The sequence below is a fragment of the Pseudoalteromonas phenolica genome (genome assembly GCF_005886345.1).
Taxonomy (GTDB): domain Bacteria; phylum Pseudomonadota; class Gammaproteobacteria; order Enterobacterales; family Alteromonadaceae; genus Pseudoalteromonas; species Pseudoalteromonas phenolica_A.
In genome coordinates, this window is record NZ_PNEC01000065.1 from 1 (window position 1) to 14,461 (window position 14,461).

Sequence of the window (14,461 nt, forward strand, 5' to 3'; positions counted from 1 at the left end):
CTTATGCGCAGCTCAGGTTAGGTAAGCTTGCAAAAAAGTACAAAAGAGCTGATGTTCAAAGCATTTGTTTACAATCGGCTCATCAAACAACGCCGAATCTTAACGCTCGATTGTCGGGTGTGCGCCAAGCATTATCTGGCCAAAGTAAAAAGCGCTTATCAGGAGAGCATGGTCGGATTGAACATCCTAGGTGCCCACTTTATACTATGGGTAAAAGAGAGGCTTCTTTAGAGCAAGTAAAACGGTTCTCATCCCTCGATCATTCTCCTATTTTTTAGCTGTTGCGGGTTTCGCTCAATTTAACCCTAATTACATCCCCACAATGAAAGCCTACCAAGATAAAATAACCAAAGATCAATTTTTCATTATTTCTGCTGACACTGAGCATAGCCAACTTCAAGCTTTGAAACAGGGTCTAGCAACAGAGAACTTAGGACAAAAACCCTTTGAAATGGGCATAAAAAGTACCGAAATGATGTATAACTACCTGATGTTTATTGAAAAACCTATAAAAAGAGATCTTACCTAGATTTTCATCTTTGTAACAGGGCTAACTACGATACTTGTACAGTGAATTTTTAGTTCCTAGTGTAGATAGAAAGTATTGGAAATTTATGTTTCCCAAAATTTAAGGTAATAGACTGCGTTTCATTGCCGTTGAATACTTGCTTAAAATCGGTAGGAATATGTCTGGTCCCGTCTGCGAATAAAGCCATAATGTGTTTATCTTGTAGTTGTCTGCGTCCACTAGATTGATTCGTAATGGTCAAAACCCCCCACCTTTCACCAATTTCATTACTCATTAATACTGTATGATTAATTTTAAATTCACTAACGTCAGGGTAGAGATTTATATCATTTTCAAACGCAAACTCGATATCTTGCACATTAACTTTATCTAGTGTTAGAACTTCACTAGTTGCGGATAGTTTGAAGCTTAAAAGCAAAATCAACGATGTAATTATTTGTTTAACCATATTTTAGTCATTAAATGTTATCATCAAATAATTATAGTTCATCTAAGATGAATCACCCCTTAACGTTGTAATTGATGATATATCGAGATTAGTGTTCATGAAATTGAGCTCTATATTAATCAACAATCCAATCACAACGTTTCACAAGTTCAAACCAAGGCCTATTAAACCCCACGTGTACCTTTTTAGTAGCAGTTGTAAATTCGATGTTCATATCTGCAGCTATATAATCGTGAGTATGCATTCTAACTTTCGCATCTTCCAACTGCTTGTATGCTTTCACGAGTTTATTCATAGTATTGATAGATAACTTACTTCCTTGTAACTGTAAAAAGCGCTGATGGATCCAAAATAACAATGCTTGTTTTGACTGATTTGGAAATGCCAATGTAACCGTGGCGGTTGGTGAGTATAATCGTTGATAATCAATTAATTTATCTTGCAACATGAAAGCAAACAATAGATTAATACTCCGCTGTAACAACACCTGAACGTTTATCTATTGACCGATAGCCCTTTAAAGCTCGCCTGTAATAAAACTCTGCTTGATTAAAATTGCCTTCATCAAACTCAATCATGCCTAAATTATTATCAATCATTGCTATGACTTTGTCTTTCAATTGCTAATTCTCTTGCTTTTCTATAAAGAACCCTTGCACTGGAGTAATCATTTTGTTGCCTAGCGACTAAGGCTAAGCTATTTGTTAATGTTAATTTTTGCCTGTCATTCTTAGCATATTTATGTGAACACTCTAAACTTATTTTTGCATCTTCTAAAAACTGTTTTTTTCTTAAATAAATACCTACCCCGCTAAGAAGAGATGTGAGGTTTGCTTTAAAGAATGGATGTTCATGGTGATGGAAAACTGACTCTAAAGAATTATGAAGTACTTCTAGTTGATTTGTCGGTACCGAAGCTCTCATTCTTATCAAGTGCCAATGTATAAGCTGCTGATCCGGTATTTTTTCTAAATCAGCCACTTCATCTAAAAGTAGCAATGTTTTAGCAGGGTTTACCGTTAGGTAATCTTTTGCTTCTTGAATTTTTTCAGAAACCGAAATACTTGCTTTAACTAAAAAAGGCAGACAAAAGCAAAAGACTAAAAACTTCATTAGGTAAGTATTTAATAACTGTTATTTACTCAATAATAGTAAACTCTCGCAAAATTACTTGCTCTAAAAAATATAAATAACCCAAAAACCTCAATACCTAAAAGGTTAAGATTTACAGCTCGATGACTTTATTTTAGATTTCACTCTAGTTCTACATGATGATTGAGAAGTTTGTGATAGTTAAATTAATAAGGAAACAAAATGGCTAAGAAGAAAGTTGCTCTCATAACAGGCGCCAGCCGTGGTATTGGCGCAGCTACCGCACGTTTATTTGCAAAGCATGGCTACATTGTTTGTGTTAATTACCTTTCAAATAACTGCGCTGCGAATAACGTAGTTGATGAAATTATACTCAATGGCGGTTCAGCGATTGCTATCCAGGCTGATGTCAATAAAGAATCTGAAGTACAGGCTTTATTTGACACGATTTCATCACAACTTGGGTCTATTGATGTGCTTATTAATAACGCTGGCATTTTAAGAGCACAATCTAGATTCGTAGATTTAAATGAGGAAAGGATCACTCAAATATTAACCGGTAATATTTTGAGCTATTTTCTCTGCTCAAAATATGCCGTACAGACAATGTCGTCTGATTTTGGTGGAAATGGAGGAAGTATCGTTAATGTTTCTTCAGCAGCTTCAAGAACGGGCGCGCCAAATGAGTATATTGATTATGCGGCAAGTAAAGGCGCTATAGACACATTAACTATTGGACTTGCTAAAGAAGTCGCAGCTCAAGGTATTCGCGTTAATTGCGTCAGACCAGGTCTAATTTATACTGACATGCATGCTGATGGCGGTGAGCCCAATAGAGTTGATAGGCTTAAATCAAAATTACCTATGCAAAGAGGGGGGGAGCCAGAAGAGGTTGCAGAGGCAATATACTGGTTAGCGTCTAATAAAGCATCTTATGCGACAGGGAATTTTATTGACTTAGCCGGTGGATTATAATCAATTCGTTAAGTTTTCAAGTTCGGTTAAGATTTGCATTGCTTGATGCTGATCTTTTCCACATACCCATTCAACCGCTTTAAAGTTGTGACATACCGAAGGCCTTTCAGGCTTGCCGAAAAGCTGACATAAGTTATCATTTGACAAATTTTTGCACCTCTCCCCTGCTTTCTTGCCATTAGGGTGATTAAGAAAACTAGAACTGATACTTGGCGCAATGCAACAAGCACCACAATGTAATCGACATTCCACTTTATTCTCTCTTTGACAAAAATAAGCCGCCAATATTAGCACATTTACAGTAATGCTGACATTGATAAAATTAATCAACAAAACGCAACTATAGTCAGTAGTTGAGCTGTACCTGCAAATGTAAATAACTATGTCAGAAATACACGGATTGTTACATCTTCTTACGGCATATAAATACCTAGAAACATCTATTCAAGTATTCTCACTATGTAAATTAATAGAATAGAGACCAATTACGGTGTTCTATCGTCGGAAGGACTATTATTGTGGCTAGTAAAAAACAAATCATTTTACCCTTGGCGGTATTAGCAGGCGGTGTTGCAGTGTTCATTGGTTTATCATCAATGAAACAAGCTCCTGAAGAAAAACCTGAAAAAGTTATTCATCCACTGGTGCAAGCTTCACCTATCTCAATCTCAGATATGCGATTAAATGTTGAGTCTTACGGTATTGTTAAACCCAAATATACGACCGAGTTAGTTGCTCAAGTGAGTGGTCAAATTATTGAGCTTTCAGATAAGTTTGTTAAAGGTGGGTTTGTCAATGAAGGGGATATTTTAGCCCGAATAGATCCAAACGATTATGAAGCAGCCTTAATTGAAGCTGAAGCAAGTTTAGCTCAAGCCAGCTCAGCACTAGAAATTGAACAAGCGCAAGCTCATGTTGCAAAAAAAGAATGGCAACGCATTAAAAATAACGCCATTGAAACCATCCCTTCAGAACTGTATTTACGTAAGCCGCAACTTGCAGAAAAACTTGCTCGTTTCAAAGCAGCTCAGGCCAGTGTTAAGCGTGCTAAGCGTAATTTAGAGCGCACATACATTAAGGCGCCTTATGACTCTATTATCGAGAGCCGTGTTGTCAGCTTAGGTAGCGTGGTTAACCCTGGTAGTAAATTTGGTATTTTAAATTCCACATCTGTGGCTGAAATTCGTCTGCCCGTTGCTGACCATGAACTTCAATACCTCCCAAAACAAGGTGTTGATGCCAATGTATCACTTACAGCACAAGTCGCTGGCAAATCTGTTACCTGGCAAGGTAGCGTTGTACGAAGTGAAGGTGTTATTGATCAACGTAGTCGTATGATCTATTTAGTTGCTCAAATTGAACAACCCTATTCTGATAATTCAAAACCTCTTCGCTTCGGTGCTTACTTAAATGCTTCTATCGAAGGTGCGCTTGTTGCAAATGCAGTACAAGTTCCTCAACATTTAGTCAAAGATAATAAAGTCGCAGTCCTGAATGATGATTTCTCGCTGAGTTTTAAATCTGTGAATATAATTCGTGAATCAAATGGCATGGCTATCATTGACAATGGCTTATTAAACGGCGCTCAGATAATCACTTCTGCTCTAGAGTATCCTACTGAGGGTATGCAACTAAGAACTGACGATTCTCCTCTTTCAACTCCTGAAACGCAGCTTGCACTGAAGGAGGAATAAGCATGAGTACATCAACTGAAAAAGGGCTAATAGCCTGGTTTGCACGCAACCCCGTTGCGGCGAACTTATTAATGATATTTATATTAGTAGGAGGCATCTTAACGGCGTTTTCTATTCGCAAACAGATGTTTCCTCAATTTGAAAGCCCATGGTTAAGTATCCAAGCAGTTTACCCGGGCGCTGCGCCTCAAGAGGTTGAAGAAGGCATAACCATCAAAGTCGAAGAATCAATGGAAGGCCTTGAAGGGATAAAAAGACTGATCACTTACTCTAACCGTGGTTTTTCGCAAACTTGGATTCAAGTTCAGGAAGGTTACAACCCACAAGAAGTGCTTGATGAAGTAAAAATGCAGGTTGATTCGATTTCGAGTTTCCCAATAGGTATGGAGCGCCCTATCGTTCGATACGACAAATTTGAGCAAGAAGTGATGTGGATGTCTTTGAGCGGTAGCTTGAGCAATGCAGAACTAAAAGAACTTGGGAACACCTTGCATGACGAAATGTTGGCGCTTCCTGGTGTAAACCTTTTGAGTTTCTTCAGCGGTTTAAACTACGAAATAGGTATAGAAGTTAGCCCTGATAAACTTCGCGAATATGGCCTAACCTTCAGAGATATATCTTCTGCAGTACGTGCCTTTTCTGCCAATATGTCTGCTGGGCAAATACGCTCTGATAATGGTTACATTTCAATGCGTGTCGAAAACCAAGCTTATCGAGGCCAAGAGTTTGAAAGCTTACCATTAAAAACGCTAGAAGATGGCGCACAAATTTTCTTGCGTGATGTTGCTGTGGTTAAAGATGGTTTTGAAGAAGGCCTACAATTTTCAAAATACAACGGCAAGAATTCACTAACATTTGAGCTAAGAGCGTCAAAAGATCAAGATATTACCAAAGTTGCTGATACAGTTAAAAGATACCTAGCTGAGCGTAATAAAACGCTACCAGCAGACGTCCAAATAGAGCCTTTCATTGACTTAACATACTACCTAGATGGTCGTTTGAATATGATGATCGAGAATATGATTTGGGGTGGTATTCTAGTTATGTTGATGCTTGCGCTATTTTTACGTGTTCGTCTGGCATTTTGGGTAATGATGGGCTTGCCAGTTTCTTTCCTTGGTGCATTTTTGTTTATGCCGATGGGCTTTTTAGATGTCACCATTAATCTGGTTTCTTTATTCGCATTCATTTTAGTTCTCGGTATTGTGGTTGATGATGCAATAGTAGTGGGTGAATCTGTTCATGCTGAAATAGAAAAGAAAGGCCATAGCCTTGATAATGTAGTACGTGGTGTCAAACGCGTTGCAATTCCAGCAACTTTTGGTGTTTTGACAACTGTAGCAGCGTTTTTACCGCAAACATTAGCCACAGGCCCAGCTGCGGCTTTTTCTAAAGCGATTGGTTGTGTCATTATTCTTTGCCTTATTTTCTCTTTAGTTGAGTCTAAACTAATCCTACCGGCTCACTTAGCAGCGATGAAAGATAAGCCGAGTAATCCTAAAAACCCATTCCACCGTTTACGTGAGATTTTAGACGGGGGTCTTAAGAACTTTATTGAAAACCTTTACCGCCCATTTATTGAACGCTGTATTCACTACCGTTACACCGTAATTGTTGGTTTCTTAACTGTACTCATCGTTGCTGCAGGCATGTTTGCAGGTGGATTAGTGAAGTTTGTCGCAAACCCTAAAATTCCGCATGACTTCCCTCAAGTAAGAATAGAGATGAATCTCTCAAGCTCTGAAACTGCGACACTTGAAACTGCGCAAAAAGTTGAAGCGCTTATTTTAGAAGTCGATAAACAAGTCGAAGCTAAGTATGGCCAGAAAATGGTACGTGATCTGTCGGTTAGCCTACGAGGTAGAACCAATGCTCAGATCATGGCAATCCTAGTTGAACCTGACCTTCGCCCGATCGACACTTTCGCATTAAGTGCCATGTGGCGCGAACAAATGCCGCCTTTACCAGGTGTTAAAACACTTAACATCGAAGATAGCATCATGAATGGTGGCCGAGATGATGGCGACATTAGCTTCAGACTTGAAGGTAAGAATAAAGATGAGTTAAAAGAAGTTGCTGAACAGCTTAAGGCAAAACTGAACTCTATGGCTGGTGTAGGTGACGTGAACGACTCTATGCAAAGTGCAACAGACGAAGTTCAGTTAGAGTTAAAACCTCTTGCATACAGTATGGGTTTAACTCTAGCTGATGTTGCATCTCAGGTTAACTTTAGTTACTACGGATTAGAAGCACAACGTATTCTTCGTGAAGGTGAAGAAGTTAAAGTGATGATCCGCTACCCTAAAGAGTCTCGTAACTCTATCAGTGACATACAAAATGTCCGCATCATTACTCCAGCGGGTGCAGAAGTACCTCTTGTAGAAGTTGCTAAAATCAATTTAGTTGACGGTGTAAGTCGTATTCGCCGTGAAAATGCTAAACGTACAATCAATGTATGGGCAGCAGTAGATACAAACCAAGCTGAGCCGTTCAAAATTGCTGAAGAAATTCGTGATGAATACCTGCCTTCTTTATTGAAAAACTACCCTGGTGTACAAAGTAGCGTTGCTGGTCGAATTCAAGAAGAAATGGACAGTGTTGCTGAGCAAATTCGTGATTTTGCGCTATCAATGATGATCATTTTTGCACTTCTTGCTATTCCGCTTCGCTCTTACTCGCAACCTATATTGATTATGTCTGTGATCCCATTTGGTGTTGTTGGTGCGGTCTTTGGTCATGTTGTAATGGGCATGACAATGAGTAGCCTCTCTTTCTTCGGGATCATCGCGGTTGCAGGTGTGGTAGTAAATGATTCGCTGGTCATGGTAGATTTTGTTAACAAAGCCAGAGAAGAAGGGATTGCGTTAAAACAAGCTGTTGTAGAGGCCGGCTGCAAACGTTTCAGAGCTATTTTACTTACCTCCTTAACAACATTCATTGGCTTAGTACCAATTATCACAGAAACTAGTTTGCAAGCTCAAATAGTTATACCAATGGCAGTATCTCTTGCGTTTGGTGTTTTGTTTGCAACAGTCATTACTTTGATTTTAATACCGTGTCAGTATGTAGTGTTAGAAGATATCAAAGGTTTGTTTCGTAAGAAAAACAAACCGATAATGCAGTCAATGCGAATTTAGAAAATTCGCTAAACAATTAATCTTGATAACTGATAAAAAGCTCGGCATTGTAAGTGCCGAGCTTTTTTTGTTTCTCAAAGTTTTCTTATACGCTTTACAAAATAAACTTAAGAAGACACACTAAGTTAAGTTATTTAAAAGATTTTCTAATTATGACAAAAATCACCACTGTACTCTTTCTTGCACTCGTTATTCTTTTTGGTTGCGGCTCGGATGAATCTACAAGAGGCGACAAAAGTAATCCTGGCTTCGTAGCAACTATGTATTTTGATGCCATCTATAACAAGAAAGACTTTGATGCAGCGATACAGCTCGCAACGCCGAAAATGGGTAGAATAATGCGCTCTTATGGAACTGCGAAACAGTTTGCTAGAAATTTAATCAATTTACAGTATGACTCTGTAACAATTGAAGTCGACATGACAAACCAAAGTCTTCGTGAACAATATGGCGATGATGCTAAAGTTAACTTGGTATTCACTGGTATGCTGCGAGGTGAGCAGGTTGACGATATGCGCAGCGTTCAAATGATTCGTAAGAAAGGCAAATGGTACGTTGATAAAGTCAACCCAGACCCGTTTGCAAGATAATATTTAAAGCTGGTTTAACCAGCTTTTTTGTTTTACAACTCTATTCTTTATCGCGATTAATTGTCGCTTTCATTTGCCACTGCTATCATTTCTCGGTTTAAAACAACAACTGAGAATATAACATGACAACCAAGTTCAAATTGAGTTTAGGTGCAATACTTGTTTCTAGCACCCTCGCCCTTTCTGGCTGTAAATCTAGCAACACTAATACAGCATTAAGCGAAAAAGATGCTGAAGCTTTTTTAGCGCAATCAGCGCAGACTCTTGTAGATTTAAATGCTAGAGCCTCACGCGCAGCCTGGATCTATGCAAATTTTATAACCGAAGACACCGCTAGCTTATCTGCTGATGTTAATCGTGAATATACCGATATTGTTGTTCGCCTTGCAAATGAAGCTGCGAAGTTTGACGCTCTTAACTTAAGTGAAGATAACCGCCGTAAAATGGACAAGCTTAAGTTAGCTTTAACATTACCAGCCCCTCAAAATGCCGAGAAATCAAAGCAGCTTGCTGGAATTTTAGCTGAATTAGATGGCATGTATGGTAAAGGAAAATATTGCAAAGACAATGTATGTATGAGTCTTGGCGATATGACAGCGAAAATGGCGACCTCTCGCAATTACGAAGAACTACTAGATACTTGGCAAGGTTGGCGCCAAGTGTCTAAACCAATGCGTCCACTTTACGAAGCACAAGTTGACTTAACGAATCAAGGCGCTAAAGAACTAGGTTATGCAGATACAGGCGCGATGTGGCGCAGTAAATATGATATGCCAGCAGACGATTTTGCTACAGAATTAGACCGTATCTGGGGTCAAGTAAAGCCGCTGTATGATTCTTTACACTGCCATGTTCGCGCGAAACTTGGCGAGAAATATGGAGAAGATAAGGTACCGCAAGACCAACCTATTCCAGCTCATTTGTTAGGTAATATGTGGGCACAAACTTGGGGTAATATTTATGATATCGTTGCACCAGAAAATTCGGATCCAGGTTATGATGTGACAGAGCTTTTAGCTGAGCATAATTATGATGAGCTAACAATGGTAAAAGGTGCTGAAAAATTCTTCACCTCAATGGGCTTTGAACCTTTACCTGACACATTTTATACCCGCTCTTTATTTACTAAACCACAAGACAGAGATGTGCAATGTCATGCATCGGCATGGAACTTAGATGCAAAAGATGACTTACGTATCAAAATGTGTATTCAACGTACAGGCGAAGAGTTTTCTGTAATTCACCATGAGCTAGGTCACAACTTCTATCAACGTGCCTACAATACTCAGCCTGTATATTACCAAGAAAGTGCGAATGACGGTTTCCATGAGGCAATTGGTGATACTATAGCACTATCTGTAACACCTGGGTATTTAAAAGAAATAGGTCTATTAGACACAGTACCTGATGAGTCAAAAGATATAGGTCTGTTGATGAAAATGGCTTTAGATAAGGTGGCATTTATTCCGTTTGGTTTATTAGTTGACCAATGGCGCTGGAAAGTATTCTCAGGAGAAATACGTTCTGCAGAATATAATCAAGCTTGGTGGGAACTTCGTGAGAAGTATCAGGGTGTTACTGCGCCAATCGCAAGAACGGAGAACGATTTTGATCCGGGTGCTAAATATCATGTTCCTGGCAATGTACCATATACACGTTATTTCTTAGCACATATCTTACAATTTGAATTTCACAAAGCTCTATGTGAGATAGCTGGTAATAAAGGTTCTATTCACCGTTGCTCTGTTTACAACTCAAAAGAAGCTGGTGAACGTTTAAATGCCATGCTTAAGATGGGTAGCAGTCGCCCATGGCAAGAAGCGTTAGCAACATTGACAAATAATCAGCAAATGGATGCAACTGCCATCCTAGATTATTTCGCTCCATTACAAAAATATTTAGATGAGCAAAACAAAAATCGTCAATGTGGTTGGTAAAAGCATTTTTAATCAACCATTTGGTTAGAATGTAACCATTGCCATACTCTGAAACAATTTAACCCTTTAATTTAAATACAGTAACAGCTACTGTTACCCTAAGTTAGAGGAGAATCTATGTCTGTATTTAGAGTATGGCAAATTACGCAGTTTGAATTAACACGACTGTTTGCAACAAAAAGAGGCCTATTAGCGCTCGCCGCATTTTCAATGGTGTGGATTATGATCCTAAAGTACCCCATTAGCCATGCAGTTCCGTTTCTTAATAGCCCTGAGTTTTCTGATATAGCACAACAAATCGCGGGGGCTATTGGTTTAAGAGAGCTTGTAAAATGGCCTGAAGCTGAGTTTGCTATTTTTTGGATAATTTCGTTATATAGCTACCCGATTTTTAGTCTATTCATCAGCTCAGACCAAACTGTAGGTGATAGAGAAAGGGGCACTCTGCGCTTTCTTTCACTAAGGTGCACAAGAGATGAGATTCTTATTGGCCGCTTTTTAGGTCAATTACTCATTATAATTCTTCTAATTGCTGCAACCTCAATCGCAACACTTGCCATGATGACATACAGAGATACAAGCTTAGCACCGAATGGTTTTTTTCTAGCTGTGAAATTGAGTATGCAACTTGCGATTATAGCCATGCCATTTATTGCTTTGATGGCATTTTTAAACATTGTAACTAGCTCATCAAGGCTTAGTATTGTCACTGCAATATTACTTTTCACGCTCGGCTCAGGCCTGATAACTTACCTAGCAAGTTATGTGTCTTTTATTCATGCCCTATTCTATTTATTTCCTGGTGAGCAAATAACAAGTATTGCAGGGCAAACTGAAACTAAATTTTTCGACTGGCTGTTACCTTTAATTCAAAGTATTGCTTGGTTAACTTTGGCAGCAACAGTTTTAAGGAAACGGGCCCTATGAATGCGATTGCTGTCACAAATTTAAATAAAGCATTTGGTAGTAAACAAGCACTCAATAATGTTACTTTTGAGATCGAAGCAGGTAAAACAACCGCTCTCATTGGACCTAACGGTGCAGGTAAAACAACACTTTTTAGCGTGTTGTGTGGTTATTTACAACCTGATAGTGGTGAAGTAAATATACTAGGCCACAAATTAGGTGATCCTGCTCTTTTTAATAAACTATCAGCACTACCGCAAGACGCACAATTAGATCCACGATTCTCTCTAGAAAAGCAGCTTTGCTTCTATGCAAGACTTCAAGGTATGAACAAACATGCAGCTTTAAAAGATACTCATAGAGTTTTAGAGCTCGTAGGTTTAAAAGATAACTTTAACTCTCGGGTTTCTGAACTATCGCATGGTATGAGAAAAAGAGTATGCATTGCTCAGGCATTAATTAACAGCCCAAAAGTAATCTTGTTAGATGAAGCAACGGCTGGTTTAGATCCTGTTAATGCCAGAGAAATTCGTAATATCATTGCAGATTTAAGTGATCAGGCAACCTTTATACTCAGCTCACATGATCTAAGTGAGTTAGAAAGACTGTGTAATCATATTTTGTACCTAGAGCAAGGTGTACTTACTCAACATCAGACGTACAATTATCAAGGTGAACATAACTATATTACCCTACAACTATGCAAAGAACCTCTTCAAGCTATTGATCACCTAAAACAATTACAAGATGTTACCCACGTACAACAAACTCAAAGTAAAGAGTTTGTTATTGAATATAAGGCCGATAATAGACAATTTGATATACAGTTACTCAAACATTGTCATAAACTAAAATGGCAATACCGACAATTAATAAACGGTAATACATTAGAGAATGAACTGTTCAATAAGGAATAGTTATGGGATTACTAAGTGGTTTAATGGGCAATGCGAGTGAAGCTAACAGTGAGAAAACAGAAGAGTTACTAGCTGATAGCTTAGTTGAAGGTGAAGTTATTGAAAAGGCTTATCAAGTTATACGTGATATGTTTGTTTTTACCAATAAGCGCCTTATCTTGATCGATAAACAAGGCGTTACGGGGTCAAAAATGGAGATACTAACCATTCCTTACAACAAGATAACAAAGTTTAGTAAAGAGTCTGCGGGTCATTTTGATATGGATGCAGAATTAAAGCTTTGGGTTGGTTCTGAAACTGAACCTTTAGTCAAAGAGTTTAAAGCTGGTGATAATATTAATGAAGTGTATAAAATAATAAGTAAATACACGTTATGAAAAGAGCGGCATTGCCGCTCTATTACTCTTGTTCCATTTTTATTAAAAGTGCTTTGATATCTTCTTTAGCGCTTAGTATGTGTGTTTTCAGAAAAGCACAGGCTTGTTCGATATCTTTGTTTTTACACAATTCTAATAATGTTCTATGCTCTTCAGGCGCTGTAGCAAAACCTCCAGCAAGAAGTATATGCATTCTGACATATCGCTCTGAATTTTTACTATACATATCTACAAGCTCTGAAGTTTGCGGTCTATCAGCCTTGCTATACAATTTACCATGAAATTCGGCATTTAACTTACCAGTGGCAAGCTGAGTATCGCCACGTTCAACTGCTTCTTCTAAATCATAAAGAACAGCCTCTGCTTCTAATAAATCACGAGGAGTAAGTTTCTGAATAGAATGGCTTAATAACTCTGCCTCTAGCAAAGCACGTAAATCAAATATTTCATCTATTTGATCTGCACTCAATTGTGTCGCTGTAGCACCTTTATGAGCTTCAAAATTAACAAGGCCTTCAGCTTCTAATTGTAGTAACGCTTCTCGAACGGGAATTCTGCTCACGTTCAATTCTTCAGCTAAAGCAGCTTGTCTTAATGGTTCCCCAGCTTTAATCTCACCAGAAAGTATTTTCTCTCTAATTGCTTCTGCAACAAGTTGAGTTCTTGTCTTATGCTCTATGCTCATACTAACCCCTGAACAGCATTTAGCATTCAATATACACGTAAATACTGCTTACAATATAACTTCTAAAAAGCGATAGTGTACTTTACTTAATTACAGAACATTTTCAATAACTTTCTAAGATTCAGAGTAATAAAGGTATTTTAAAGTTTGCTTGGTACCCTTTTCCAGATTTCACTCTCAACGAGCTTACCATTTTCATACAAGGTGTGATACCAAAGATCACCTTCGACTCTATAGGTAAAGGCCATAGTCCTACCAATATAATCTTCTAAATTGCCATACTCCACTGTCTCAATAAAATAGTTATCTTTGATAACATATGTGCCTCCACCTGCATAAGCAAACTTATTTGAGTGGCGTGTAATATAACTGAAGTGTGTATCAGAAACGATTCGAGTCGAAGTAACTGCCGGCGCTTCAGCTTTAACATTTCCATCAGGTGTTGCATATTCACCACTGACATACTCCCAAGTCCCCTTCAATGGATTAGCAAAAGCTGATAATGAAATAGTTAAGAAAAAGACATATAAGATTGATTTCATTAGAGTTCCTTATGACTATTGTTTAACCATTACAGCATATTAGATAGATAAAAGCTCATGAGATTGTTTCATAGTGCGAAAGGTTAATGACACAGCGTGAAACGCTGACATTCTTTTCGCGCAAGGTGAGATAAACCAGTTTAGCTGGAGTTGAGGGTGTAATTATTTACGCGTGTGAAAAGTGTTTCAGAATGAAGTGAGTAACTACTGTGAAAGCTGCTCACTTCACCTTTCGCTTATGGTGCAAAATTAGCGACTGCGAACGCAGTGAAATAGTGCAAAGTATTAATGACAATGATCGAAGCGAAAACATTTGCTTTGCGCAAGATGAGATAAACCAGTTTAGCTGGAGTTGAGGCCGTCAAGATTAAGCTCGGTGAAGGCTACTCTCTTCACCTTTCGCTTATGGTGCAAAATTAGCGACTGCGAACACAGTGAGAGCGCTTCTTTTGCGCAAGGTGAATTAATCCATTTTAACAAGCGCTGAGACTCTTACATATCGATGCGAAAATTCTGCACCATAAACGCAAAAAACCCGCTGCATTACTGCAACGGGTTTCTTTAATTAGGCCCTGGCGATGTTCTACTTTCACATGGGAAGCCCACACTATCATCGACGCTGTTTCGTTTCA

Annotated in this window: 16 protein-coding genes and 1 pseudogene; 10 read left to right on the forward strand and 7 right to left on the reverse strand. The window is 38.5% G+C overall.

Translation table 11 applies throughout. The annotated features are described in order from the left end of the window. A pseudogene (locus tag CWB72_RS20660) lies at positions 1 to 278 on the forward strand (substrate-binding domain-containing protein); the annotation flags it as partial. A 44-nt stretch (positions 279 to 322) separates the two neighbouring features. Further along, the gene (locus CWB72_RS19250) at positions 323 to 529 is read left to right on the forward strand and encodes a hypothetical protein (RefSeq protein ID WP_138634767.1); all 207 of its coding nucleotides are present in this window, start codon (positions 323 to 325) and stop codon (positions 527 to 529) included. Between the two features lie 49 nt (positions 530 to 578). Here CWB72_RS19250 and CWB72_RS19255 read toward each other — a convergent pair whose 3' ends face one another. The 4 genes from CWB72_RS19255 to CWB72_RS19265 all read right to left on the reverse strand — a co-directional run bounded on the left by CWB72_RS19255 (position 579) and on the right by CWB72_RS19265 (position 2,090). Beyond that, the gene (locus CWB72_RS19255) at positions 579 to 977 is read right to left on the reverse strand and encodes a hypothetical protein (RefSeq protein ID WP_138569105.1); all 399 of its coding nucleotides are present in this window, start codon (positions 975 to 977) and stop codon (positions 579 to 581) included. A 115-nt stretch (positions 978 to 1,092) separates the two neighbouring features. After that, on the reverse strand, positions 1,093 to 1,425 hold the full coding sequence (locus CWB72_RS19260; RefSeq protein ID WP_138634770.1) for a hypothetical protein: 333 nt from the start codon (positions 1,423 to 1,425) through the stop codon (positions 1,093 to 1,095). 16 nt (positions 1,426 to 1,441) lie between these two features. Continuing rightward, positions 1,442 to 1,576: a tetratricopeptide repeat protein gene (locus CWB72_RS20760; RefSeq protein ID WP_212747908.1), complete on the reverse strand. Its 135-nt coding sequence runs from the start codon at positions 1,574 to 1,576 to the stop codon at positions 1,442 to 1,444. After that, positions 1,569 to 2,090 carry a hypothetical protein gene (locus CWB72_RS19265; protein ID WP_138634773.1) on the reverse strand — a complete coding sequence of 174 codons (522 nt, stop codon included), beginning with the start codon at positions 2,088 to 2,090 and terminating at the stop codon, positions 1,569 to 1,571. The genes CWB72_RS20760 and CWB72_RS19265 overlap by 8 nt, the downstream gene beginning before the upstream one ends. Positions 2,091 to 2,291: 201 nt before the next feature. Here CWB72_RS19265 and CWB72_RS19270 point away from each other — a divergent pair, with 201 nt between their 5' ends. After that, on the forward strand, positions 2,292 to 3,044 hold the full coding sequence (locus CWB72_RS19270) for an SDR family oxidoreductase (protein WP_130256845.1): 753 nt from the start codon (positions 2,292 to 2,294) through the stop codon (positions 3,042 to 3,044). Here the strand turns inward: CWB72_RS19270 and CWB72_RS19275 are convergent, their stop codons facing one another. Continuing rightward, positions 3,045 to 3,296 (reverse strand): YkgJ family cysteine cluster protein, encoded by a 252-nt coding sequence (locus CWB72_RS19275; protein WP_138634776.1) that lies wholly within the window; start codon positions 3,294 to 3,296, stop codon positions 3,045 to 3,047. It lies immediately after the preceding gene. A gap of 266 nt (positions 3,297 to 3,562) precedes the next feature. On the opposite strand from CWB72_RS19275, the gene CWB72_RS19280 reads away from it, so the two are divergent. The 7 genes from CWB72_RS19280 (at position 3,563) to CWB72_RS19310 (ending at position 12,602) form a co-directional block, all read left to right on the forward strand. Further along, complete coding sequence (locus CWB72_RS19280) at positions 3,563 to 4,738, forward strand: efflux RND transporter periplasmic adaptor subunit (RefSeq protein ID WP_138634779.1); 1,176 nt, start codon at positions 3,563 to 3,565, stop codon at positions 4,736 to 4,738. Between the two features lie 2 nt (positions 4,739 to 4,740). Then, positions 4,741 to 7,875, forward strand: a complete 3,135-nt coding sequence (locus CWB72_RS19285) for an efflux RND transporter permease subunit (protein ID WP_138634782.1) — start codon at positions 4,741 to 4,743, stop codon at positions 7,873 to 7,875. Positions 7,876 to 8,027: 152 nt separating this feature from the next. Then, positions 8,028 to 8,465: a hypothetical protein gene (locus CWB72_RS19290; RefSeq protein WP_138634785.1), complete on the forward strand. Its 438-nt coding sequence runs from the start codon at positions 8,028 to 8,030 to the stop codon at positions 8,463 to 8,465. Between the two features lie 122 nt (positions 8,466 to 8,587). After that, positions 8,588 to 10,402 (forward strand): M2 family metallopeptidase, encoded by a 1,815-nt coding sequence (locus CWB72_RS19295; protein ID WP_138634788.1) that lies wholly within the window; start codon positions 8,588 to 8,590, stop codon positions 10,400 to 10,402. A gap of 117 nt (positions 10,403 to 10,519) precedes the next feature. Continuing rightward, positions 10,520 to 11,329 carry an ABC transporter permease subunit gene (locus CWB72_RS19300; RefSeq protein WP_138634790.1) on the forward strand — a complete coding sequence of 270 codons (810 nt, stop codon included), beginning with the start codon at positions 10,520 to 10,522 and terminating at the stop codon, positions 11,327 to 11,329. Continuing rightward, on the forward strand, positions 11,326 to 12,225 hold the full coding sequence (locus tag CWB72_RS19305; protein WP_138634793.1) for an ABC transporter ATP-binding protein: 900 nt from the start codon (positions 11,326 to 11,328) through the stop codon (positions 12,223 to 12,225). The genes CWB72_RS19300 and CWB72_RS19305 overlap by 4 nt, the downstream gene beginning before the upstream one ends. 2 nt (positions 12,226 to 12,227) lie before the next feature. After that, a complete protein-coding gene (locus CWB72_RS19310; protein WP_138634796.1) occupies positions 12,228 to 12,602 on the forward strand; it encodes a PH domain-containing protein in 375 nt (124 codons plus the stop codon). 22 nt (positions 12,603 to 12,624) lie between these two features. Here CWB72_RS19310 and CWB72_RS19315 read toward each other — a convergent pair whose 3' ends face one another. After that, on the reverse strand, positions 12,625 to 13,287 hold the full coding sequence (locus CWB72_RS19315; protein ID WP_138569094.1) for a GntR family transcriptional regulator: 663 nt from the start codon (positions 13,285 to 13,287) through the stop codon (positions 12,625 to 12,627). A gap of 140 nt (positions 13,288 to 13,427) precedes the next feature. Beyond that, a complete protein-coding gene (locus CWB72_RS19320; RefSeq protein WP_138569093.1) occupies positions 13,428 to 13,829 on the reverse strand; it encodes a hypothetical protein in 402 nt (133 codons plus the stop codon). Between the last annotated feature and the right edge of the window lie 632 nt (positions 13,830 to 14,461).

What these genes read in the sequence shown, in the direction of transcription:
- CWB72_RS19250 (WP_138634767.1), top strand. Translation starts at nt 323, where the DNA reads ATGAAAGCCTACCAAGATAAAATAACCAAAGATCAATTTTTCATTATT.
- CWB72_RS19255 (WP_138569105.1), bottom strand. Translation starts at nt 977, where the DNA reads ATGGTTAAACAAATAATTACATCGTTGATTTTGCTTTTAAGCTTCAAA.
- CWB72_RS19260 (WP_138634770.1), bottom strand. Translation starts at nt 1,425, where the DNA reads ATGTTGCAAGATAAATTAATTGATTATCAACGATTATACTCACCAACC.
- CWB72_RS20760 (WP_212747908.1), bottom strand. Translation starts at nt 1,576, where the DNA reads ATGATTGATAATAATTTAGGCATGATTGAGTTTGATGAAGGCAATTTT.
- CWB72_RS19265 (WP_138634773.1), bottom strand. Translation starts at nt 2,090, where the DNA reads ATGAAGTTTTTAGTCTTTTGCTTTTGTCTGCCTTTTTTAGTTAAAGCA.
- CWB72_RS19270 (WP_130256845.1), top strand. Translation starts at nt 2,292, where the DNA reads ATGGCTAAGAAGAAAGTTGCTCTCATAACAGGCGCCAGCCGTGGTATT.
- CWB72_RS19285 (WP_138634782.1), top strand. Translation starts at nt 4,741, where the DNA reads ATGAGTACATCAACTGAAAAAGGGCTAATAGCCTGGTTTGCACGCAAC.
- CWB72_RS19290 (WP_138634785.1), top strand. Translation starts at nt 8,028, where the DNA reads ATGACAAAAATCACCACTGTACTCTTTCTTGCACTCGTTATTCTTTTT.
- CWB72_RS19295 (WP_138634788.1), top strand. Translation starts at nt 8,588, where the DNA reads ATGACAACCAAGTTCAAATTGAGTTTAGGTGCAATACTTGTTTCTAGC.
- CWB72_RS19300 (WP_138634790.1), top strand. Translation starts at nt 10,520, where the DNA reads ATGTCTGTATTTAGAGTATGGCAAATTACGCAGTTTGAATTAACACGA.
- CWB72_RS19305 (WP_138634793.1), top strand. Translation starts at nt 11,326, where the DNA reads ATGAATGCGATTGCTGTCACAAATTTAAATAAAGCATTTGGTAGTAAA.
- CWB72_RS19310 (WP_138634796.1), top strand. Translation starts at nt 12,228, where the DNA reads ATGGGATTACTAAGTGGTTTAATGGGCAATGCGAGTGAAGCTAACAGT.
- CWB72_RS19315 (WP_138569094.1), bottom strand. Translation starts at nt 13,287, where the DNA reads ATGAGCATAGAGCATAAGACAAGAACTCAACTTGTTGCAGAAGCAATT.
- CWB72_RS19320 (WP_138569093.1), bottom strand. Translation starts at nt 13,829, where the DNA reads ATGAAATCAATCTTATATGTCTTTTTCTTAACTATTTCATTATCAGCT.